18 protein-coding genes are annotated in these 21,251 nt (G+C 69.4%); 12 read left to right on the plus strand and 6 right to left on the minus strand.

Annotation, left to right across the window (positions count from 1 at the left end; translation table 11 throughout):
- Positions 1–23: 23 nt before the first annotated feature.
- From H504_RS0115595 to H504_RS0115640, 10 genes are all read left to right on the plus strand, one after another.
- Positions 24–308 (plus strand): phosphopantetheine-binding protein, encoded by a 285-nt coding sequence (locus H504_RS0115595; RefSeq protein WP_084467747.1) that lies wholly within the window; start codon positions 24–26, stop codon positions 306–308.
- Positions 308–1,168 carry a hypothetical protein gene (locus H504_RS38725; protein WP_051385914.1) on the plus strand — a complete coding sequence of 287 codons (861 nt, stop codon included), beginning with the start codon at positions 308–310 and terminating at the stop codon, positions 1,166–1,168. The genes H504_RS0115595 and H504_RS38725 overlap by 1 nt, the downstream gene beginning before the upstream one ends.
- Positions 1,168–1,845: a 4'-phosphopantetheinyl transferase family protein gene (locus tag H504_RS35355; RefSeq protein WP_169735399.1), complete on the plus strand. Its 678-nt coding sequence runs from the start codon at positions 1,168–1,170 to the stop codon at positions 1,843–1,845. Before H504_RS38725 ends, H504_RS35355 begins: the two co-directional genes overlap by 1 nt.
- Positions 1,829–2,710 (plus strand): aminoacyl--tRNA ligase-related protein, encoded by an 882-nt coding sequence (locus H504_RS0115610; protein WP_026423524.1) that lies wholly within the window; start codon positions 1,829–1,831, stop codon positions 2,708–2,710. The genes H504_RS35355 and H504_RS0115610 overlap by 17 nt, the downstream gene beginning before the upstream one ends.
- The gene (locus H504_RS0115615; protein ID WP_026423525.1) at positions 2,703–3,671 is read left to right on the plus strand and encodes a thiamine pyrophosphate-dependent dehydrogenase E1 component subunit alpha; all 969 of its coding nucleotides are present in this window, start codon (positions 2,703–2,705) and stop codon (positions 3,669–3,671) included. Before H504_RS0115610 ends, H504_RS0115615 begins: the two co-directional genes overlap by 8 nt.
- A gap of 17 nt (positions 3,672–3,688) precedes the next feature.
- The gene (locus H504_RS0115620; protein WP_026423526.1) at positions 3,689–4,666 is read left to right on the plus strand and encodes an alpha-ketoacid dehydrogenase subunit beta; all 978 of its coding nucleotides are present in this window, start codon (positions 3,689–3,691) and stop codon (positions 4,664–4,666) included.
- A gap of 3 nt (positions 4,667–4,669) precedes the next feature.
- The gene (locus H504_RS35360; RefSeq protein WP_051385916.1) at positions 4,670–6,070 is read left to right on the plus strand and encodes a condensation domain-containing protein; all 1,401 of its coding nucleotides are present in this window, start codon (positions 4,670–4,672) and stop codon (positions 6,068–6,070) included.
- A 131-nt stretch (positions 6,071–6,201) separates the two neighbouring features.
- Positions 6,202–8,001, plus strand: coding sequence for an FAD/NAD(P)-binding protein (locus H504_RS35365; RefSeq protein ID WP_035304478.1), 1,800 nt, complete (start codon positions 6,202–6,204; stop codon positions 7,999–8,001).
- Between the two features lie 34 nt (positions 8,002–8,035).
- Positions 8,036–9,364, plus strand: a complete 1,329-nt coding sequence (locus tag H504_RS0115635; protein ID WP_026423527.1) for a lyase family protein — start codon at positions 8,036–8,038, stop codon at positions 9,362–9,364.
- Positions 9,361–9,831, plus strand: a complete 471-nt coding sequence (locus H504_RS0115640) for a DnaJ family domain-containing protein (protein WP_026423528.1) — start codon at positions 9,361–9,363, stop codon at positions 9,829–9,831. Before H504_RS0115635 ends, H504_RS0115640 begins: the two co-directional genes overlap by 4 nt.
- Before the next feature lie 704 nt (positions 9,832–10,535).
- Here H504_RS0115640 and H504_RS0115645 read toward each other — a convergent pair.
- A complete protein-coding gene (locus H504_RS0115645; RefSeq protein WP_026423529.1) occupies positions 10,536–12,476 on the minus strand; it encodes an NACHT domain-containing protein in 1,941 nt (646 codons plus the stop codon).
- A 135-nt stretch (positions 12,477–12,611) separates the two neighbouring features.
- Here H504_RS0115645 and H504_RS0115650 point away from each other — a divergent pair, with 135 nt between their 5' ends.
- Positions 12,612–13,406: a class I SAM-dependent methyltransferase gene (locus tag H504_RS0115650; protein ID WP_157440443.1), complete on the plus strand. Its 795-nt coding sequence runs from the start codon at positions 12,612–12,614 to the stop codon at positions 13,404–13,406.
- A 35-nt stretch (positions 13,407–13,441) separates the two neighbouring features.
- Complete coding sequence (locus H504_RS0115655; RefSeq protein ID WP_035304481.1) at positions 13,442–13,900, plus strand: hypothetical protein; 459 nt, start codon at positions 13,442–13,444, stop codon at positions 13,898–13,900.
- 2 nt (positions 13,901–13,902) lie between these two features.
- Here H504_RS0115655 and H504_RS0115660 read toward each other — a convergent pair whose 3' ends face one another.
- From H504_RS0115660 to helR, 5 genes are all read right to left on the minus strand, one after another.
- Positions 13,903–14,826 (minus strand): TAXI family TRAP transporter solute-binding subunit, encoded by a 924-nt coding sequence (locus tag H504_RS0115660; RefSeq protein WP_026423532.1) that lies wholly within the window; start codon positions 14,824–14,826, stop codon positions 13,903–13,905.
- Positions 14,823–16,157 carry a sensor histidine kinase gene (locus tag H504_RS0115665; protein ID WP_026423533.1) on the minus strand — a complete coding sequence of 445 codons (1,335 nt, stop codon included), beginning with the start codon at positions 16,155–16,157 and terminating at the stop codon, positions 14,823–14,825. The genes H504_RS0115660 and H504_RS0115665 overlap by 4 nt, the downstream gene beginning before the upstream one ends.
- A 1-nt stretch (position 16,158) precedes the next feature.
- Positions 16,159–16,818: a response regulator transcription factor gene (locus H504_RS0115670; RefSeq protein WP_026423534.1), complete on the minus strand. Its 660-nt coding sequence runs from the start codon at positions 16,816–16,818 to the stop codon at positions 16,159–16,161.
- A 2-nt stretch (positions 16,819–16,820) separates the two neighbouring features.
- Positions 16,821–18,107, minus strand: a complete 1,287-nt coding sequence (locus tag H504_RS0115675; protein ID WP_026423535.1) for an MFS transporter — start codon at positions 18,105–18,107, stop codon at positions 16,821–16,823.
- Between the two features lie 117 nt (positions 18,108–18,224).
- Positions 18,225–20,402 (minus strand): RNA polymerase recycling motor ATPase HelR, encoded by a 2,178-nt coding sequence (helR, locus tag H504_RS0115680; protein ID WP_245614267.1) that lies wholly within the window; start codon positions 20,400–20,402, stop codon positions 18,225–18,227.
- Between the last annotated feature and the right edge of the window lie 849 nt (positions 20,403–21,251).

The raw sequence follows: 21,251 nt of genomic DNA on the forward strand, positions 1-21,251 counted from the left end.
GCATCACCGATGGGAGGACCTCGATGGGGTCTGTGGAGACTGTTGACGCCGACCTGCTCGGCCGCGTCCAGGCGAGCATGGGCGACCTGCTGCCGCGGGTGCTCAAGCGGGAGGTCGTCGGGCTGACCGCGGCGACGAAGCTGTTCACCGAGCTGGGGTTGAGCTCGGCCAGCACGCTGGAGCTGCTGCTGGAGCTCGAGGACGAGCTGGAGATCCAGATCGACGTCGAGGAGATCGGCCAGGACGACCTGGAGACCGTCGGCACCCTCGCGGCCTACATCGCCGCCCACACCGTCGCGGACGAGTGATGTTCACCGGTGGTCCGCCGACAGCCGCCGGTGGCCGGGCGCGCCTGGTGTCCGCTCGGGCCAAGGTGTTCGACGGGACCTCGCCGACCGCGCTCGACCCGGCGCTGCGCCCGTTCCTCGCCGACCTGGTCCGTCCGTACGGCAACGCGTTGCGGGAAGACCTGTTGACCGAGGGCGTCGGGCACTCGTTCGGGGAGATGGCCGAGGAGTTGCTGCCGTCGGTCGTCGGACCGGACGAGCCGGTCGACCTGTTGCTGCTCGCGTTCGCCATGCACGACCTGCGACTGGGTCGGGCGACGGCGTGCTACCTGAGCGACCGGTGCCCCGGTCGGCCGATGGCGTTCGCGGTGTGCGACCAAGGCGCGGGAGCGGCGTTCACGGCGCTGCGGCTGGCCGAGTCCTACCTCACGACTTGTCAGCGGGCGCTGGTTTTCGTCGTCGAGCAGTCGGCACTGCACTACGAGCCGCTGGGGCCCGCGCCGATACCGGACCGGCACACCGCCGTCGCCCTGCGGCTGGAGAACCACGGCAGCCCGATCACCACGGTGCAGCACACCGGTGTGGACAGTCTGCGCCTGCCGGAACTCTTCCGTGCGGCCGTTCCGGGCTCGACCAGGGTGATCGCGTCGGCGCGGCTGGCCGGGCTGGTGCCTGGGATCGCCGACGTCGTCGCCGATCCCGGCCAGCCCTACACCGGGATCTGGTGCGAGCTGGCCAAGGGGCACGACGAACCCGTTGTGCTGGCCGACTACGAGCCGGCACACGGTCTGCTCTGCCTGTCCACTGTGGACATGTCAGCCGATGTCCGGGTGTCCGTCGAGGAATCCGCTGTGGACACGTGGTCGGCGGCGGTGGCATGATGGACGAGGTCGCGATCTGGCTGGTTGATTCCGTTCTGCCGCAACGGGTTCTCGTCGAACTGCACGAGCACCTCGACGAGGACGAGCGGGCCAGGGTCGCGGCACTCCCGCCCGAGCGCAAGGCCGAGTTCGTGGCCGCGCACGGGGTGGCCAGGGTGGTCGCCGGACAGGCCCTCGGGCTCGCCCCGCGCCGGGTCCGCTGGCGGTTCGGGCCGAACGGCAAACCCGAGACCGACGGCGTGCGGGTCAGCCTGTCCCGCTCCGGTGGCCTCGCCGTGGTCGCCCGCACCGCCACCCGCGCGGTCGGGGTCGACCTGCAGCGGGTCGAGCCGGAGTTGGACGCGGCGCGAATAGCGGCCAGGTTCTACCCGGCGGCGGAGGCGCGACACGTCGTCGACTGCCCACCCGGGCAGCGGGCGGCCCGGTTCACCGGGTTGTTCGCCCGCAAGGAGGCGTGCGTGAAAGCCGCGGGCGGGCGGCTTTTCCCGGGCCTGCGGCAATCGGTGAGCCCCGGCGGTTCCGGCGGGGTGGTACGGCGGGCTGACGGCCCATACCGGGTGCGGGATCTCTCCGCGCCCACCGGCTTCGCGGCCGCGGTCGCGTTGGCCGGGGAGGACGACTACCGGGTGCGCGAGCACCGTTGGCCAGAGGAGTGGCGCGATGTCGAGGCTGGGTGAGGGTCTGCCGCTGGAGACCGGCGTACCGGGGGTGTTCCTGTCCCCGCCGGGGTTCGAGCGGGTCATCGGGTTGCTGCGCACCGGGGTCGCCGCGCTGGCCGCCGACGAACCGTTCCACCGGCTGGTCATCCCGCCGGTCATCTCCCGCAAGACCATCGAGCGCGCCGGTTACGTCGCCGCGTTCCCGAACCTGCTGGGCACCGTGCACGGCTACGGTGGCACCCCCAGCGGTTGGGCGCGGTTGAAGCCACTGGTCGAGGAGGGTGGCGAGTGGTACGCGCAGCAGCAGATCGGTGACCTGGTCCTGCTGCCCGCCGCCTGCTACCCGGTGTACGCGACGCTGGCCGACAGCGCCTTGGCCGAACCCGCGAAGGTCACCGTCGAGGCGTCCTGCTTCCGCCAGGAGGCGACCAGTGAACCCGGTCGGCTGCGGTCGTTCCGGATGTTGGAGCTGGTGACCGTCGCCACCGAGGAGCACTGCCTCAAGTGGCGGGCGGCCCGGCTGGAGCAGGTCGAGGGCTGGTTCCAAGAGTTGGGGCTGGACGTGTCGGTCGAGGTGGCCGACGACCCGTTCTTCGGTCCCGGCCGCAAGCTCTACCAAGCGGCGCAACGGCTGCAGGAGCTCAAGTGGGAGCTGAAGGTCCCGGTGGCCGACGGCCAGGTGCAGGCGGTGGCCTCGGCCAACTACCACAAGGAGCACTTCGGCGAGACCTTCGGCATCACCGCGGGCGGCGAGCTCGCGCACACGTCGTGTGTCGCTTTCGGACTCGAACGGCTCGCCCTCGCCCTGATCAACCGGCACGGTGCGGACTCCAGGCAGTGGCCGGAGTCGGTGCTGGCGGCTTTCGGCGGCGCAGATGCCTGACGCCCTGGGGTTCTACCGGACCATGCGGTTCATCCGCCGGTTCGAGGAACGCGCGATCGAGCTGGTCCGCGCGGGGGAGATCTTCAGCGGCATCCACCCGTGCATCGGTCAGGAAGCCGTGGCAGCAGGGGCCTGCGGCGCGCTCGACCCCGATGACATCGTGTTGTCCAGCCACCGGGGCCACGGGCACCTGCTGGCCAAGGGCTGCGACCCGGGGCGCGTGCTGGCCGAGATGGCCGGTCGGGTCACCGGGATCGACAAGGGTCGCGGTGGCTCGTTCCACCCGTCGGACTTCAGCGCGGGCGTGTACAACTCGACCGGCACCGTCGGGCACGGCGCGGGCATCGCGGCCGGGATCGCCTGGGCGGCGGCGAAGGCGGGGGAGCCGAAGGTCGTGCTGAGCTTCTTCGGCGACGGCGCGGTCACCCAGGGCGCGCTCCTCGAAGGTTTCAACCTGGCGGGCCTCTGGCAGCTCCCGGTGGTGTACATTTGTGAGAACAACCGTTACGCCACAACGCTTCCGGTCGAGACGGCGGTAGCCGGGACGATCACCGGCCGCGGTGAGGCGTTCGGCATCCCGTCGTCCGATGTGGACGGTCAGGACGTCGAGGTGGTGCACGCCGCGGTCGCCGAGGCGGTGGCCAGGGCGCGCTCCGGTGGCGGTCCCTCGCTGCTGGTGATGGACACGTACCGCTACCACGGCCACCACACCTTCGAGATGCTGGTGCGGCTGCGCTACCGGGAGCAGGCCGAGATCGACGCCTGGAAGGCCCGCGACCCGCTGGACATCCAGGCCGCCCGGATCGACCCGGCCGACCGGGACCGGGTGGACGCGGCGGTCGAGGCGGAGCTGGACGAGGTCGTCCGGTTCGCCGTGGACAGTCCCCGGCCGGACCCGGCCGACGCGATGGACCACTACTACGCCGACGGTTTCCGACCGAGACCCGGCGTCTCGCTGTAGCAGGAGAGGAGTGAGCCGTGCCGAAGCTGTCCTACCTCAAGGCGCTCAACCGCGCGCTCGGTGACGAGATGACCCGCGACGAGTCCGTCTTCGTGCTCGGCGAGGACGTGAACTTCGCGCTCACCAACGTCACCGCCGGGTTCCTGAAGAAGTTCGGCCCGGACCGGGTGCTCGAGGTGCCGCTGACCGAGCAGGGCTTCACCAACTTCGCCACCGGCGCGGCGATGGCCGGGCGCAGGCCGGTGATCGAGTTCCAGATCCCGTTCCTGCTGCTGCTGGTGTTCGAGCAGATCACCAACCAGGCCAACAAGTTCCTGATGATGAGTGGTGGCCAGCGCAGCGTCCCGGTCACCTACCTGATGCCCGCCGCGGGCTGGCGGGCCGGGTGGGGCGCGCAGCACTCCGACCAGCCGTACAGCATGTTCGCGCACATGGGCGTCAAGACCGTGCTGCCCGCGACCCCCACCGACGCCTACGGCCTGCTGACCACCGCGATCCGCGATGACGACCCGGTGGTGTTCTTCGGCCCGCTCGCCGCGCTGACGGTGCGCGAGATCGTCGACTACGAGGACCTGCGGCCGATCCCGTTGGGCAGCGGTCGAATCCACCGGTCGGGCACCGACGTCACGGTTGTCGCGTTAGGACACCTGGTGCACGAGGCGCTGCAGGTCGCCGAGGACCTGGCCGAGGAGGCGTCGGTCGAGGTGTGGGACCCGCGCTCGGTGTACCCGTTCGACTGGGCCGGGTTGGCCGAGTCGGTGTCGCGCACCGGTCGACTGGTCGTGTTCGACGACTCCAACCGCTCCTGCGGGATGGGCGCGGAGATCCTGGCGACCGCCGTCGAGGAGATGCACCTGACCGCGCCGCCCAAGCGGGTCACCCGGCCCGACGGCGCGATCGTCGGCGCGGTGCCGGAACTGGACGCGGTGTTGCAACCGACCAAGGAGCAGTTGGCGGAGGCCATCCGCACGGTGCTCAAGAGTCCGGGCTGGTGACCGGTGGAGGTGGAGCGCGTCCCCGTTCCCTTCCGCGGCCACGGCAGTGGTGAGGCGGGGCTGACCTGGGGTCAGATCGGTATCTGGCAGGCCATCGCGCGGTCCGGCGAGTCGCGCACCATGGGCGGCGTGGTCAAACTGCCGCCCGGCGTGACCGTCGAGCAGGTGGCGGCCACGTTCAGCGTGATCATCGGCAGGCACCAGGCGCTGCGCACCCGGCTGGTGTTCACCGATGGGCGGCCGCGGCAGTCCCTGGTGGAGGCCGGTGAGATCACCCTGGAGGTGCTCGACGCGGGCGGGTCCGACCCGGCCGATGTCGCCGCCGCCGTGCAGGAGCGGTACGCGAGCGTGCCGTTCGACTACGAGCACGAGTTCCCGGTGCGGGCCGCCCTGGTCCGCGTCGGCGCGGAGATCACGCACATGGTCGCGGTCTACCTGCACCTGTCGCTGGACGCGGGCGGGCTGGAGGTGCTGATCCGCGAGCTCGGGTCCGACCCGGCGACGCTGCCGCCGGTCACCGCCGTCCAGCCGCTGGAGCAGGCCCGCAGCCAGGAGGAGCCCTCGGCGTTGCGGCAGTCGGCGAACTCGTTGCGGTACCTGGACAACGTGCTGCGCAGCGTGTCGCCGCTGCGGTTCGGCGAGCCGCGCGAACTGCGCGACCCGACGTTTCGGATGGTTCGCTACCGCTCGCCCGCCACCCGGCTGGCGGTCGACGCGATCGCCCGGCGCGGCGGGGTCAGCACCTCGTCGGTGCTGCTGGCCTGTTTCGCGGTCGCGTTGGCCCGAGCCGGGGCGAGCAACCCGGTCATGGCGATGCTGATGGTCAGCAACCGGTTCCGGCCGGGTTTCGCCGAGTCGGTCAGCACGATCGTGCAGATCAGCCCCTACCTGATCGACGTCGCCGACATCACCCTCGGTGACGCGGTCGCCAGGGCGGCGCGCAGCACGATGAACGCCTACAAGCACGCCTACTACGACCCGGACGCGCAGGACGACGTCGTCGACCAGGTGTTCGCCGATCGCGGCGAGCCCGTCGACTTCTCCTGCTTCTTCAACGACCGGCGCAAGTCCGACCGCGCGCCCGGCGCGGGACCCGAGCCGACGGCCGACTCGCTGGCCTCGGCGCTGTCCCGGTCCGAGACGCACTGGGAGGACGAGCCCGGCATGCCGCGGCAGAAGCTCTACCTGCACGTGGACGACCCGCTCGACACGATCGAGTTCACCATGTCGGTGGACACCCGCTACTTCACCGCGGCGGAGACCGAGGCCGTCGTGCGCGGCATCGAGTCCGTCGCGGTGCGCGCCGCCCTCGACCCGGACACGCCGACCGGCGTGCGGGCCGAGCCCAAGCTCCCGGCCACCGCCGGAGCCGGGGCGGACACTGGCGAGGGAGGTGCCCGATGATCGAGATCAAGTGAACCCCGCGCTAGCGCGGGGGCACTCGAGGCCCTTCCGCGTTCGCTGAACAACCGGACGCGGGGGCGGGTCCTCCCGGGACCCGCCCCCGCCTCCACACACACCCCGGGAACAAGCTCATGCACAGGTTCGGCCAGGAGGTCTGCGTCGTCGGAGCGGGACCGCGCGGGCTCAGCGCGGTCGAGCGGCTGTGCGCCAACGCCACCGGTCCGCTGGTGGTGCACCTGGTGGACCCGCACGCCGGTCGCGGTGGCCGGGTGTGGTCGACCGGGCAGCCCGCGTCGCTGCTGATGAACACCATCGCCTGCCAGGTGTCGATGTTCACCGACGCCTCGGTCGACTGTGCGGGCCCGATCCGGCCGGGGCCGTCGCTCTACGAGTGGGCGCTCTCGGCTGCCGTGCCCGCCGTGGTCGCCGCCGAGGCACGGGCGCTGACCCCGAACTCTTACCCCTCCCGGGCGTTCTATGGGCACTACCTGGACTGGTTCCTCGACGAGTTGTGCCGAACGCCCGGCGTGGAGATCCGGCTTCACCGCGTCAGTGCGGCGGATATCGCCGACGCGGACGACGGTCAACGCGTGACGCTGTCCGACGGGACTGTCTTGGCCGGGTTGTCCGCTGTCGTACTGGCGCAAGGACACGTCGACATGCCTCTTGGCGCCGTCGAGTCCCGGTTGGCCGATTACGCCGCCGAGCACGGCTTGGGCTATGTGCCGCCCACCAACCCGGCTGAGGCGGACCTCGCGACCATCATGCCCGGTGAGGTCATCGCGCTGCGTGGGCTCGGGCTGTCCTTCTTCGACTACCTGGCGCTGCTCACGTCCGACCGGGGCGGCCAGTTCAAAGAGCGCGCGGACGGGACGCTGGCGTACCTGCCGTCTGGGCAAGAGCCCGTCATCATCACCGGCTCCCGGCGCGGCATCCCGTACCACGCGCGCGGGGAGAACGAGAAGGGCGCGTACGGCAGGCACGAGCCGGTGTTCCTCACCCTGGACGTGATCGCCGAGCTCCGGTCTCGGCCCACGGTGTCCTTCCTCGACGACATCTGGCCGCTGATCGCCCGCGAGGTCGAACTCGTCTACTACCGCACACTGCTCGGTCCACGCGGCGACGAGTTCGCGGACCGGTTCATCGCGGGTGAGCCGGGACTGCCCGCCGCCTTCGAGGTGCCGGTCTGGGACTGGGAGCGGGTGGCGCGACCCGATGGTGGCCGCACGTTCCGCTCGCCCGAGGACTTCGACGAGTGGCTGCTGGACCTGCTGCGCGCGAATGTGCCCGGTGGCAACGTGACCAACCCGGTCAAGGCCGCTCTTGACGTCCTGCGCGACCTGCGCAACGAGGTCCGGTTGGCCGTCGACCACGGTGGGGTAACCGGCAGCTCTTACCGCGACGACCTTGACTCCTGGTACACCCCACTCAACGCTTATCTGTCCATCGGACCGCCCGCACGGCGGGTGGCGGAACTCGTCGCGCTGATCGAGGCCGAGGTGGTCAGGGTGGTCGGCCCGGGTATGCGGGTGGACCTGGCCGAGCGCGGTTACCTCGTCAGCTCACCTCGCGTGGGCGGCTCCGCGGTGCTGTGCACGACCCTGGTCGAGGCCCGACTACCGGAAGTCGACATCCGCCGCACATCAGACCCTCTTATCGCCTCGATGCTCAGCCGCGGCGACTGTGTGCCGTATCGCATCCCTGATCCCGATGGGCCTGTCGAGACCGGTGGGCTCGCCGTGACACCTCGCCCGTACCGGCTGGTCCGCGCCGATGGCACCCCCCACCCCCGGCGATTCGGATACGGTGTTCCTACCGAGTCGGTGCACTGGGTGACCGCCGCGGGGATCCGTCCCGGCGTGAACTCGATGATCCTCGCCGACGCGGACGCCATCGCCAGGGCGGCGTTGGCGACGACCAGCACCGCGTGACCCCCGGGGTCGCGCGACCGGCGTAAGGAGCCCCGTGACCGGTACCGACTCCGGCCTGCTCGCCCCGGTGTGGGCGGGCTCGACCGCCGCCGACCTGGTGACCGACGAGGCCTGGGTCGCCGCCATGGTCGAGGTGGAGGTCGCGCTGGCCCGCGCCCAGGCCAAGCTCGGCGTCATCCCGGAGGCCGCCGCCGCGTCCATCGCCGCGGCCGCCGTGGACATCGACGTCGTCGACCTGGCCGTCAAGTCCCGGGGCGGCGCCAACCCGATCGTGGCTTTCGTCACCGCGTTCACCGCGTGCGTGGCCGAAGACGCCCGCGAGTACGTCCACCGCGGCAGCACCAGCCAGGACATCCTGGACTCCGCCGCGATGCTGCTCACCACCCGCGTGTTCGCCGCCGTCGAAACGGACCTGCTGCGCGTCGCCGCCGCGTTGGCCCGGTTGGCCGACGAGCACCGGGGTTCGGTGATGGCCGGGCGCACACTGACCCAGCACGCCGTCCCGGTGACGTTCGGCCTGAAGGCCGCGGGCTGGCTGACCGTCGTGCTGGACGCCGTGTCCCGGCTCCGCGCGGTCGTGTTACCGGCCCAACTCGGCGGCGCGGCGGGCACCCTCGCGTCCTATGTGGAGTATGCGGGCGACCCGGCGCACGGCCTGGTGCTGAGCGCGGAGTTCGCCCGGCAGTTGGACCTGGTGGAAGCCGTCGTCCCCTGGCACGCCCTGCGGACCCCGTACGCCGACATCGGTCACGCAGGCGTGGTGGTGACCGGCGCCCTGGGCAAGTTCGCCCTCGACGTGCAGGGCATGTCCCGCACCGAGGTCGGCGAGGTCGTCGAACCCTCCGCCGAGGGTCGCGGCGTGTCCTCGGCCATGCCGCAGAAGCGAAACCCGGTGCTGGCCACCCTCGTCATGGCCGCCGCCCGCCAGGTCCCGCTGTACGCCACCGTCCTGGCCCAGTCCATGATCGCCGAAGACGAACGCGCCCCCGGCGCCTGGCACGCCGAATGGCAACCCCTCCGCGAACTCCTCCGCACCGTCGGCGGCGCCGCCGCGACCGCCGCCGAACTCGCCGAGGGCCTGGAGGTCTTCCCCGCTCGCTTGTCGGCCAACCTGTCCCTCACCGGCGGCACCATCGTCTCCGAACGCCTCAACGTGGCGTTGGCCCCCATCCTCGGCAAGGTCGAAGCCAAGAAGCTGCTGGCCAGACTCTCCCGCGAACCGTCCTTTTCGGACGCCCTGCGCGCCGCCCCCGAACTCGCCTCCGTTGACGTGGAAGCCCTTCTGGACCCCGCGGGCTACCTCGGCGCCACCGACGCCCTCGTCAACCGCGCCCTGGACCGCCACCGCAGGCTCCTCCCATGACCAGGCGCAAACCCCCCGGCGTCAACATGGAATCCTGGGTCGAGTCCCAAATCCGCGAAGCCGCCAACCGCGGTGAGTTCGACAACCTCCCCGGCACCGGCAAACCCCTCACCAACCTCGAAGACCCCCAAGCCTGGCTCACCACCTACCTCCGCCGCGAAGGCCTCCCCACCGAAGCCCTCCTCCCCGAACCCCTGCGCCTGCGCAAGGAAGTCGAACACCTCCCCACCCTGATCCGCGGCCTCCCACGTGAGTCCCACGTCCGCGATGTGGTGGAAGACCTGAACAACCGCATCAAAACCTGGATGCGCAACGGCCAGGACACCCACTTCACCGTCCCCCTGGTCGATCCCGACGAGATCGTCGCCCGCTGGCGCGAAACCTACGTTCCGCCTCCCACTCTGCCCGCTCCGCCATCGCTACTTGCGAAGCCCAGGTGGTGGCGTCGCGCTCGTCGACCAGGGTAGTCAGGTAGTGGTGGTAGTCGTCGACTATCGCGGCGTCGTTTAGTTGAGGCTTCGCCAGCAGCCAGGACAGGGCGTCGATCACTACCACGATTTCGTCCCGCGGCACCGCGGCGCCCGGCCGGTTGAACTGCGCGGCAGCCTTAAAGCCAATGCCGATCCCGCAGATTGAGCCGAGGGCGTGATTCGTCCACTCGCAGTAGCCGTTGGGAGTCGTGGCCATCGCGTGTCCGAGCAGTAATGCATCGTACGTATGCCTGTGGCCCCGCAGTAGGGCACCTGCTTCTTCGAAACTGGTATATTGATCACGATTTCTCTCAAATATGAGAAAAATGTCTTCGAATTCCCGTGTCGACAGGGTTTGCCATAGTCGGACAACGGCTTCCCAGTCGATCATCTTCCGATTGAACGGAACGAGAGACTCGATCATGAGGATGAGGTTCGCCGAATAGATTGTGAGCTGCCTCAAGGCGTCCGGCGGAGTCGGCTGGTAGCTGGCCGATATTGCCGACCGCGTTTGAGTCCGGTACTGTGTGATCAGGTTGTACAGTATCGGTTCGACGCCTGAACGTTCCCCTAAGAAGGCTCGAAGGTAAGTGAGCATATTTGCTCTGCCTGCCAGCGTCTGACGTGACAACAGTGTGAACAACCTGCTGTCGTCGGGATCGCGTCGGCTGAAACGTGCCGCCATGGTGAGGCTGATGACTTCATCGGCGATGTAGCGCGGCTAAATACTCCCCAAAGCTCGCGTGTAGGAACTCGTAGGATATTTCTCGCTCGTGTAGTACGGCCTCTGCCGAGTGTACGAAGAAGAAGCGCCCTAGGAGCTGTCTGCCTGCGTTGGGCTCGTTGTGCAACGCCTTGATGTCATCGGATAGTTCGACATCGCTGATATACTGGATGCCCCGGTTGAACATGCCGAGTGCGGCAATTGACAGCCGTTCGACCTGCTTCTCCACCGCGCTTTTGAGGTCGCTCGGCCGATCGCTCTTCAGGACTTCTCTTCGGGTAAAATTATCGATGAGCCGTTCGTAGAGCGTGATAGTAGAGGTATCGGCCCCGAGCTTGGGTGACTCCGGGTCGGCGGCGTAGAGGGCCAGCATCAACAGCAGAAGCGGCTGTGCGGCCAATTCGTGGAGGTCCGTGAGATCGGCCGGGTTCAACGACGGGATCGCGCGCTCGGTGATAGCCCGGTTGTTGGCGGTGTTCCGTCGGGTGACCCAGTCCCTGATCTGGGCCCGGTTGAAGTCGGTCAACTTGACCACGGTCGTGCCGTCGGGGATGGTCACCCGGTCGGCGACGAGGGTCCGCGAGGTCACGATGATCGCCACCGGTTGTTCCTGGTTGCGTTCGCCCCGTTGGAACTCCATGGCCTCCTGGAGGTAGCCGCGCCGGTCGATATGGGAGGCTTGGAGAAGTTCATCGAGGCCGTCGAGCAGGATGACTCGGATGGTGTCGGCGCTCTGTTGGGCCATTCTGGACCAAGACGTGCGCCGGTGGGTCGAGCGGTCGAGTGCCTGCTGAACCTGGTCGATGATCGGTGCGGTCGCCTCGACGTTGCGCAGCGGGACCCGGATGACCGTGTAGTCGGAGTCGGGGAGTCGGGCGGCGATCACCTTGGTCAGCAACGATTTTCCCGCCCCGGGGTGTCCCAACACCAACAGGGGAAGCCTGATCGCCTCGGGTGAGTTGAAATAGGCGGTCAGCATGAGGTCGAGATCGGCGTGCCGCCCCTGGTCGTCCCACCAGCGTTCGCTGGCCACGTTGGCGCTTTGCAGGAGATATCTGGCGACCTTGTAGTGCGGCGCGATGAAGCCGCGTTCCACGGTCGGGAAAGTGACATCCACTCCGTACTTTTCCGCGTCAGCCGCGATCACCGGCTCGCTCAGGATTCCCTGGTTCGACCGGCGAAGCGCTCGGAGGTCTTGGTCTAGCTCTGTGTCGTCGTTCGACCGCAGTAGGACTTCCAGGCGGCTCAGCGCCTCTCCCTGGGCTTCCACCACTCGCCTGGTTGCGGCGTGTTCGCCCAATGAAGCCCATACGGCGAACTCCGACACGTCCGCGGCCAGCTCGAGGAATCGCGACTCGTACCGCGAGATCACCTGTGACAGCAGCTCCCGCGGTACCACCCCATTGAGCAGTCTGTCCGCCTTCTCCGACGCGATGCCCGCCCACACGCTCACCGCGCTGAGGTTCTCCTGGAAGCTCTGGGACGATGGGGTCGGGAGCTCGGCGAGGTAAATCGCCTCGAAGGCGGCTTTCGCGTGCTCCTGCCGCATTAGGTCCTTGGTCGCTCGGGTCGCGAGCGACTCACGGAACACGTCCAGGAACGACGAGACGACCAGGGCACCGTGTGCCGCCTCAAGGAGTTCCCGCCGTTCGCGTCCTCGGGGAGACTTGAACCGGGCGGGTTTCAGCACACCCCGCAACAGTGAACACGCCTCGTTCTTCTGGTCCACCCAGCCCCAGACCAGGGCGCACAGACCCAGGGGTGCGATCGGTGTGCCCAACGAGGCCAAGCCCGCCACTGTGCCTGCGGTCAGCAGCGTAAAGCCGAGGGCCTTGTCGAGCTTGTCCACCAAGCCGGGCTCGTGGCGGTCCAAGATGCGGAGGGCGGCGGCGAAGCTGAGGTCGGGTTGTCGGCGCACCCGCCGCAGGGGACCCCGTACGGTCGCCCGTGCTGGATCGCCACACGGCATTGATAGGCTTGATGTGACGGATGGGGGTGGCGTGATGCGTTCTTGGCCCAGGCCGTGGTTGATCGGCGGTGCCGCTGTCCGATCATGACAGAGCGCGACGTGTGGGCGGCGGGCGCCGCGTACGAGGCGTACGTCGGTCGGTGGAGCCGCGACGTCGCCGCCCGGTTCGTCCGCTGGTTGGCCGCCCCACCCGGCCTGCGCTGGTTGGACGTGGGATGCGGCACCGGCGCCCTGACCGCGCACGTGCTGTCCGCCGCCGAACCCGCACACGTCGTCGGCGTCGACCCGTCGATGGGCTTCCTCTCGTCCGCCCGCGCCGCCGCCCCGAGGGCGTCATTCCTGCGTGCGGGCGCCGAGTCGCTGCCGCTGTTGGCGCGGAGCGTGCACGTCGTGGTGAGCGGCCTGGCGCTCAACTTCGTCCCAGATCCCGCTCGTGCCTTGGCCGAGTTCACCCGCGTCACGCCCCCCGGTGGGGTGATCGCCGCCTACGTCTGGGACTACGGCGACGGCATGGCCATGATCCGCACCTTCTGGGACACCGCCACCGCCCTCGACCCCACGGCCGCCACCCACCACGAGGGCCACCGCTTCCCCCTGTGCCGCCCCGACCCCCTCACCCACCTGTGGACCGCCGCCGGCCTCGACCAGGTCACCGTCCACCCCATCGAAATCCCCACCACATTCACCGACTTCGACGACTACTGGACCCCGTTCCTGGGCGGCCAAGGCCCAGCCCCCACCTACATCCAGTCCCTGCCAGCCGACCACCGCCACACCCTCCGCGAAACCCTGCGCGCTAACCTCCCCACAACAGCGGACGGTCGCATCCACCTCACCGCGAGAGCCTGGGCAATCCGCGGCGTACGCGCTGAGGCATAAGAGAACGTTGGCTGGTGTGGCGGAGCGGCTTCGCGATGCGCGTCTGGTCCGGTTCGTGGTTGGTCGGCGGTGCGGTAGTCGTGCTGGTGGTCGGGGGAATCCTCGCGGTCGACACGTTGTCGCCCACCGGGTGTCCGGCGCCGAGCGGCCCCCTGCCCGCGGTCACCGAGATCGACGGAACGGGGCCGCTGGTGCCGGCCGCCACGCCGGTCTCGGTGCAGTTGTGCCCTGGCACTGATGACGCTCCCGCGCACTGGTCCGATCCGGCTGAGTGGAACACAGCGCGGGTGGTGACCGCGATCAACTCGTTGCGCGCGGCCAACCCGCGATCCGCGTGCCCGGCGATCCGTGGCCCGCGGTTCGACCTCGTCCTCAACTACGCCGACCAGCGCGTCGTTCTGCAGGTCAACACCAGCGGTTGTGGGACGGTCCACCGCGACGGCCACTTCCGGCACGGCGGGCGTCAGTTGGTCGACTTGGTCAAGGACCTCTGACCTCAACCGTGCAGGGCGCGGTAGCGGGCGGCGGCTGCGGGGTGGAGGGGGACCGGGGCGGTGTCGATGAGGGAGCGGACGTCGAGGTATTGGGTGCCTAGGGCTTGTTGGGGGACGAGGTGGGTGGCTCGGGTGACCAGGAGGTTGACGATCAGGTCGATGGTGGGGGCCGGGAGGGTGGGCGAGGGGACGAGGAGGTTGGGGACGCCGATGGTGGTGATCGGGGTTGGGTCGCGGTAGGTGCCCGCAGGGATGGTGACCTGGTCGTAGACGGGGCCGTAGTGGGCGCGTAGTGCCGGGGTGTAGGCGGCGAGGTCGAGTAGGCGGATGCCGGTGGCGGTGTCGAGGTCGGCGAGGGCGGGGGTGGGGAGGCCGCCGGACCAGAGGAGGGCGTCGACGCGGCCGGTGTGGAGGGCGGTGGTGGCGTCGAGGAGGGGGTTGTGGTCGATGGTGACCGAGAGGGCGGCGGTGGTGAGGAGGCGGTCGCCGAAGAGGGCGGCGCCGGAGCCGGGGGCGCCGAGCGACACGGGGCGGCCTGCCAGGTCGGGCAGGGTGTGGATGGGGCTGTCGGCGCGGACGACGAGTTGCATGTAGTTCTCGTAGACGCGGCCGAGGGCGGTGAGGTCGAGTCGCGCGGTGAACGGGGGTGTGCCCGCGCGGGCGGCGGCGAGGGCGTCGGCCAAGGCGAGGCCGAGGTCGGCGGCGCCGGTGGTGAGGCGGTCGATGTTCATGACGCTGCCGAGGGTTTCGACGACCTCGGCCCGTGGCCCGATCGAGTTGATCTCGCCTGCCAGCAGGCGGGCGAACTCGACGTAGAAGCCGCCGGGCTCGCCTGCGGCGATGCGGATGCGGTCGTTGGGGGCCGCGTAGGAGCAACCGGCCACAGTGAGTGCCCCGAGCAGGAAAGCCCGTCGTGACAAGGTCATGGCAGCACCACCGTGACCGTCAGCCCGTGCGGTTCCGCGTGCGTGATCCGGAGTTGACCGTCGTAGGCGGTCACCAACCGGTCCGCGATGGCAAGGCCCAGGCCGGACCCGGACACGTCGCGGGACGCCCGCCAGAACCGCGACGTCAGCTTGGGTAGGTCCTCTTCGGACACACCTGGCCCGTTGTCGGTGACGGTGATCGCGCCCGGTGCGACCGACACGTGCACGGTGCCACCGGGCGCGTACTTGATGGCGTTGTCCAGCAACACATCCAGCACCTGACCCAGGTCCGAGTCCGGGCAGCCGACCACCGCGGGCGCCACTGATTCCACGATCGTGACCTTGGCGTCATCCGCGGCAGGCAGCCACGAATCCACCCTGTCCGCCACGACGACGGCCGCGTCGCAGGTCACGGTCGGGCGGCGGGCGGCGAGCTCGGTGGCCGCGGTGTCGGCCGAAGCCAAGGTCAGCATCGAGTCGAGCAGTGTTTCCAACCGGTCCAGCTCCGCGACCATGGACGAGTACGCGGGTACCGCCGCCGGAGCGACCCGCCCGGCCAGCGAGTCCATCCGCAACCGCAGTGCCGCCAACGGGTTCCGCAGTTGGTGCGACGTGTCGGCGACCAGGGCCCGTTGCCGCACAGCCGACTCGGCCACCGCGTCCGACATCCGGTTGAACGACCCCGCCAACCCCCGCAGCTCCGGCGGCCCCATGACCGGCGACACGTGCGCGCCCGGCGAGCCCGCGCCCACCGCCCGCACCCCCCGCTCCAACTCGGCGCCCGGCCGCAACACCCACCGCGCCAACAGGAACGCCAACGCCACGAACGCCAACGCCGCGCCGAGGACCCCGGCCAGCACCACGGCCCAGCTCGTGCCGACATCGGCCGCCGCGATGTCCACAGTGGACCGAAGGGCGACCGCGCCGGTGACCCGGGTGCCGCTGCCGACCGGGCGGGCGAACAGCACCGGGCCGGATGACCACGGCCGGACATCCGGCGGCACCTCGGCCGGTTGGTTGCGCAACGCGGCGTCCAACGCCGCTCGAACCGCCGGTTCTTCGGCCCGCATGCCCAACTGCAGGACGGGCATGCGGCGAGCGTCGACCACCACAACCGCGTCGCCGTAGAGGTCGACGTGCGCTTGGACCTCGCCGCGCAGCCGGTCGCCGCCGATGGCGGCCAGTTCGGCGAAGCGGTCCAGGTCGGCGGTGCGGCTGAGCACGAACCGCTGCGTGCGCTCGGCGGAGGTGCTGTGCAGCAACGGGAACGCGAACCCGGCGAGCGCGGCCAGGGACAGCGCGAGCAGGACCAGCAGCAGGCGGCGCCGCACGTCAGTCGCCCAGGCGGAAGCCGAAACCGCGGATGGTGGTGACCAGCCCGGGGCGACCCAGCTTCGCCCGCAGTTGTGCCAGGTGCACGTCCAGCGACCGGGACACCGCCAGGTAGGCGTCGCCCCACACCTCGTCGAGCAGTTGCTGCCTGCTCACCGCGCTCCCCGCGTGTCGGACCAGGACGGCCAGGATCTCGAACTCCAGGTTGGTCAGCCCGACCGGCTCACCGGCCACCGACACCCGCCGCGCGTCCAGGTCGACGGCCACGTCCTCGACCTGGACGAGACCGGGGCGGGTCACCTCCGCCGCCAACGCCCGCCGGGTCACCGCCTCGATCCGGGCCAGCAGTTCGATCAGCCGGACCGGTTTGACCAGGTAGTCGTCCGCGCCGAGGCGCAGGCCGCGCACCACGGTCCGCTCGTCGCCGTGCGCGGTCATGACGACCACCGGGGTCGACGCCAGCCGCCGCAGCTTGCGCAGTACGTCGAGGCCGTCGATATCGGGCAGGCCGAGGTCGAGCAGCACTACGTCCGCGTCGCGGTGGCGGATAAGGGCGTCCGCGCCGCGGGTGACCCGCTCCACGGGGTGGCCGTGCGCGGTAAGAACGTCGTTGACCGCCGCGGCCACTCCGTCGTCGTCCTCGACCAGCAGCACGCGCATCGTCAGTCCCCGTCCTCGAGGGGCGAGTCGGTGGAGGTCTCACCCATCAGCCCGTAGACCACTAGGGAGACCAGCACGCACCCCGCCACATAGTAGAAGAACACCGACTCGTGTCCGGCTTGTTTGAGCCACAACGCGACGTACTCGGCCGTGCCGCCGAAGATGGCGACCGTGAGCGCGTACGGGAGCCCGACGCCGAGGGCGCGCACCTTGGTGGGAAACAGTTCCGCCTTCACGATGGCGTTGATGGAGGTGTAGCCCGTCACGATAACGAGAGCGCCGAGCATCAACAAGAACGCTAGAACCGGGTCCTGTGTACCCGCCAACGCGCTCAGCAACGGGACCGTGGCCAGCGTGCCGAGGACACCGAACCCCAACAGCAACGGCCGCCTGCCGATGACGTCGGACAGCTTGCCCGCCAGCGGCTGCAGGATCACGAACACCAGTAACGCGAGGAAGTTGATCCAGGTGACGGTGTCCTTGGCGATGTGACTGGTGTTCACCATGAACTTCTGCAGGTACGTGGTGTAGGTGTAGAAGGCGACCGTGCCCCCGAGCGTCAGACCGACCACGAGCAGGCACGCGCGCGGGTACCGCAACAGCGCTTTAACCGTGCCACGTGACTCACTCGACTCGGCTTCGAAGCTGGGCGACTCGTCCATCGTGCGCCGCAGGTACATCGCCACAAGAGCGCCGAGAGCACCCACGACGAACGCGATCCGCCAGCCCCACGACTCCATCTGCTGCGCGGACAACACGTGCTGCAACACGATCTGCAGCCCCAGAGCCACCAGTTGCCCAGCGGTAAGAGTGACGTACTGGAAACTGGAGTAGAACCCGCGCTTGCCGCGCGCGGCTACCTCGGACAGATAGGTCGCGGAAGTCGCGTACTCGCCGCCGACCGACAGGCCCTGCAACAGCCGCGCCACTACGAGCAACACCGGGGCGGCCACCCCGATGGTGTCGTAGCCCGGAGTCAACGCGACGACGAGCGACCCGAACGCCATTAACGTCACCGACAGCGTCAACGCCGTCCGGCGCCCGAACCGGTCCGCGAACCGCCCGAGCAGCCACCCGCCGATCGGCCGCATCAAAAACCCGACCGCGAACACCGCGGCCGTGTTCAACCACTGCGCGGTCTGGTCTCCCTTGGGGAAGAACGTCGCCGCGAAGTAGATGGAGAACGCCGTATAGGCGTACCAGTCGTACCACTCGATGAGGTTGCCGATGGACCCCTTGGCGACGTTCGCCGCCATCCGCCGGTCCCCGGCCCGCTCCCGCACCGCCATGACGCCTCCCCGATCGTTGCGTGGTGATCGGGACCACAGTGCGGGGAGTGACCGGCCGAGGACAAGCCGTGGCCGGTCAACCTAACAATCCCTTAGGGATGCGGGAGCGGCGGGCGACTACCGGCTCCCGGCGGGCGTGACCTCGGTGAGACCGCCCAAGGCCCGTGGCAACGGCCCCCGATGCAGGACGCCGAGGCGTTGGGTGGCGCGGGTGAGAGCGACATAGAGCTCCGCCGCGCCGCGCGGGCCGTCGGCCAGGATTCGGTCCGGGTCCACGACCAGCACCGCGTCGTACTCCAGGCCCTTGGTCTCGGACGCGGGCACCACCCCCGGCACGTCCGGCGGCCCGATCACCACACTCGTGCCCTCCCGGCCCGCCTCGTCCCGCTCGAACTCCGCGATCGCCCCGGCCAACTCGGCCGCGGTGACCTGCCGGGACCACGGCTGGACACCCGACGCCCGGACCGACTCCGGTGGCTGGACCGACGGCGCGAACTCGGCGAGCACCGACGCGGCCACCGCCATGATCTCCGCCGGGGTCCGGTAGTTCACCGTCAGCGACCGGTACACCCAGCGGTCGCCCGCGTACGGCCGCAGCATCGGCTCCCACGCGGTCGCCCCGGCCGCCGACCGGCGCTGCGCGAGGTCGCCGACCACGGTGAACGACCGGTTCGGGCAGCGCCGCATGAGCACCCGCCAGTCCATTTCGGACAGTTCCTGGGCCTCGTCGACCACCACGTGCCGGTAGGTCCAGTCCCGGTCCGCGGTGGCCCGCTCGACCAGGTCCCTGGTGTCCCGCTCGACGAACCGGTCGGCCAGGTCCTCGGCGTAGAGCAGGTCGGTGGCGAACAGGTGGTCCTCGTCGTCCATCGAGTCCTGGCGGCTGACCAGCAGGTCCAGCACGCCCGCCGCGTACTCCGCCTCGGCCTTGCGCTCCCGCTCGGCCTCCTGGTCGACCGCCTTGTCCCGACCGACGATGTCCACCAGCTCGTCGAGCAGCGGCACGTCCGACACGGTCCAGGCCGCGCCGTCCGTCCGGAACAGGGCCGGGTCCCCGCCCGCGGCAGCCAGCAGCTCGGCGGAGGAGAACAGCGACGCCAGCACGGACTCCGGTGTCAGGACCGGCCACAGGTCGTCCAGCGCCGCGGTGAAGGTCTCGTCGTCGGCGAGCTCCTTGAGCAGCTCACCGCGCAGGCCCCCCCAGGCCTGTTTGTCCGACCGGTTCAGCCAGCCCCGACCGATCCGACCGATCGCCCGCTCGGTCAGCACATAGGTGATGATCTCGGTGAACACCGCGCGGGCGTCGTTGTGCGGCAGCTCGCTCGCCCGCGCCTCCTCCCGGGCCCACTGCGCGGTCTCGGCATCGATACGCAGGGTGACACCGCCGAGCCCGATCGGGATCGGGGTCTCCGGCAGCCGTTGGTGGTTGGTGACCGCGGTTGTCAGGACGTCGAGGATCTTGAGGCTGCCCTTGACCTTCGCCACCGCCGGGGCGTCCTCCGCGGTCACCCGCAGGCCGGGGACCAAGCCGCCGGTCGTCGTGAACACCACGTCCGACTCGCCGAGCGACGGCAAGACCCGGCCGATGTGGTTGAGGAACGCCGGGTTCGGACCGACGACGAGCACACCGTGCCGCTCCATCCGCTCACGCTGCGTGTAGAGCAGGTACGCGACCCGGTGCAGGGCGACGACGGTCTTGCCGGTGCCGGGTCCGCCCTCGATGACGAGGACACCGGGGTGTTCGAGGCGGATGATCTCGTCCTGCTCCGCCTGGATGGTGGCGACGATGTCGCGCATGCCCTTGCCGCGCGGGGCGTTGACGGCGGCCAACAGGGCCGCGTCGCCCCCGTCGTTGTCGCTGGGACGGCCGAAGACCTCGTCGGTGAAATCACGGATCTGGCGACCACGGGTGTGGAACTGGCGACGACGGCGCATCCGCTCGGGAGTCGCGCCGGTCGCGGTGTAGAACGGACGCGCGGCGGGCGCACGCCAGTCGAGGAGAACGGGCTCGTAGTCGTTGGCCTCGTCGAACAGCCCGATCCGGCCGATGTAGGACGCCTCTCCCGATTGGGCGTCGAGCCTGCCGAAGCAGAGCCCGTTGTCGGCGACGTCGAGCCTGCGCGCCTCCTTGGCGAGGGCCCGGACCGTGTCGTCGCGTTCCATGTGCGAACCACCGGTGCCCGCCAAGGCGGCGGTGTAAGCGGACTTGACCCGAGCACGCTCGGCGTCGAGCTGGGCGTAGAGCTCTGCGACGTAGGCGCGCTCGGAGCGCAGCTCGTCCTCGTGATTTGACACATGCCCCTCACAGCGGATAACCTGGCATTACGATCGGCGATTGCCTGCAGTGTGCGGGTGATGCGCCGATTTTTTATTGTCCTGGGTGTGTCAAGTGGGGGCTGGGTGAGGTGGCCCTGTGGGGGGCTCTGTGAGGGTTCCTGTGCGGGGGCTCTGCGGGGCTCTTGTGGCTCTCTTGTGTGTGGCTCTTGTGTGGCTCTTGTGTGGGGCCGGGACTGTCGGTGGGTTCATCTAGGCTGTGTATTCAGGGGCTCAAGTTCAGGTTGATCATGGTTCTTGGTTGGTGGGCGGATCTTGTCGGTGGGGTTGGGTAGGCTGTGTATTTGGGGGCTTTTCGGCTGGTTGATCTTGGTGTGAGGGGTCTCTGGGCCTCGGCTTCGCCTCGGTGTTCGGCCTTGTCGCCTGGCGGCGACGCCGGCCTCGGGCGCCAGATAAAAGCGGAAGTGCCCGTTGTGGTGAAGTTGTTTTGTTTGGGGCCCCTAGCGGTGGCCTGGGTAAGGCTAAAAGGCGGGGCCACTGGAAAGCGTGGCCTTACCCGCCGGCCGGCTTAGGCCACCGCCTCCCCCAAACAAAACAACTTCACCACAACGGGCGGTTGGGTTCGGCGGGTTTCGAGGCGCGCGGGGCGAGAGTGGTGCTTCGTCGATGAGAGGCGGGTTTCGAGCTTCGTGGTGCGGGTTTGCGGTAGTGCGTTGTTGTGCTGAGGCTTTTGGTTTTTTATCGAGATTCCTTTCTTTTTCGCCTGCCTTTTTATTCCCTGCTCCCTGCTCCCTGCTCCCTGCTCCCTGCTCCCTGCTCCCTGCTCCCTGCTCCCTGCTCCCTGCTCCCTGCTCCCTGCTCCCTGCTCCC

Origin of the sequence: Actinokineospora inagensis DSM 44258 (assembly GCF_000482865.1) — a bacterium.
Lineage (GTDB): Bacteria > Actinomycetota > Actinomycetes > Mycobacteriales > Pseudonocardiaceae > Actinokineospora > Actinokineospora inagensis.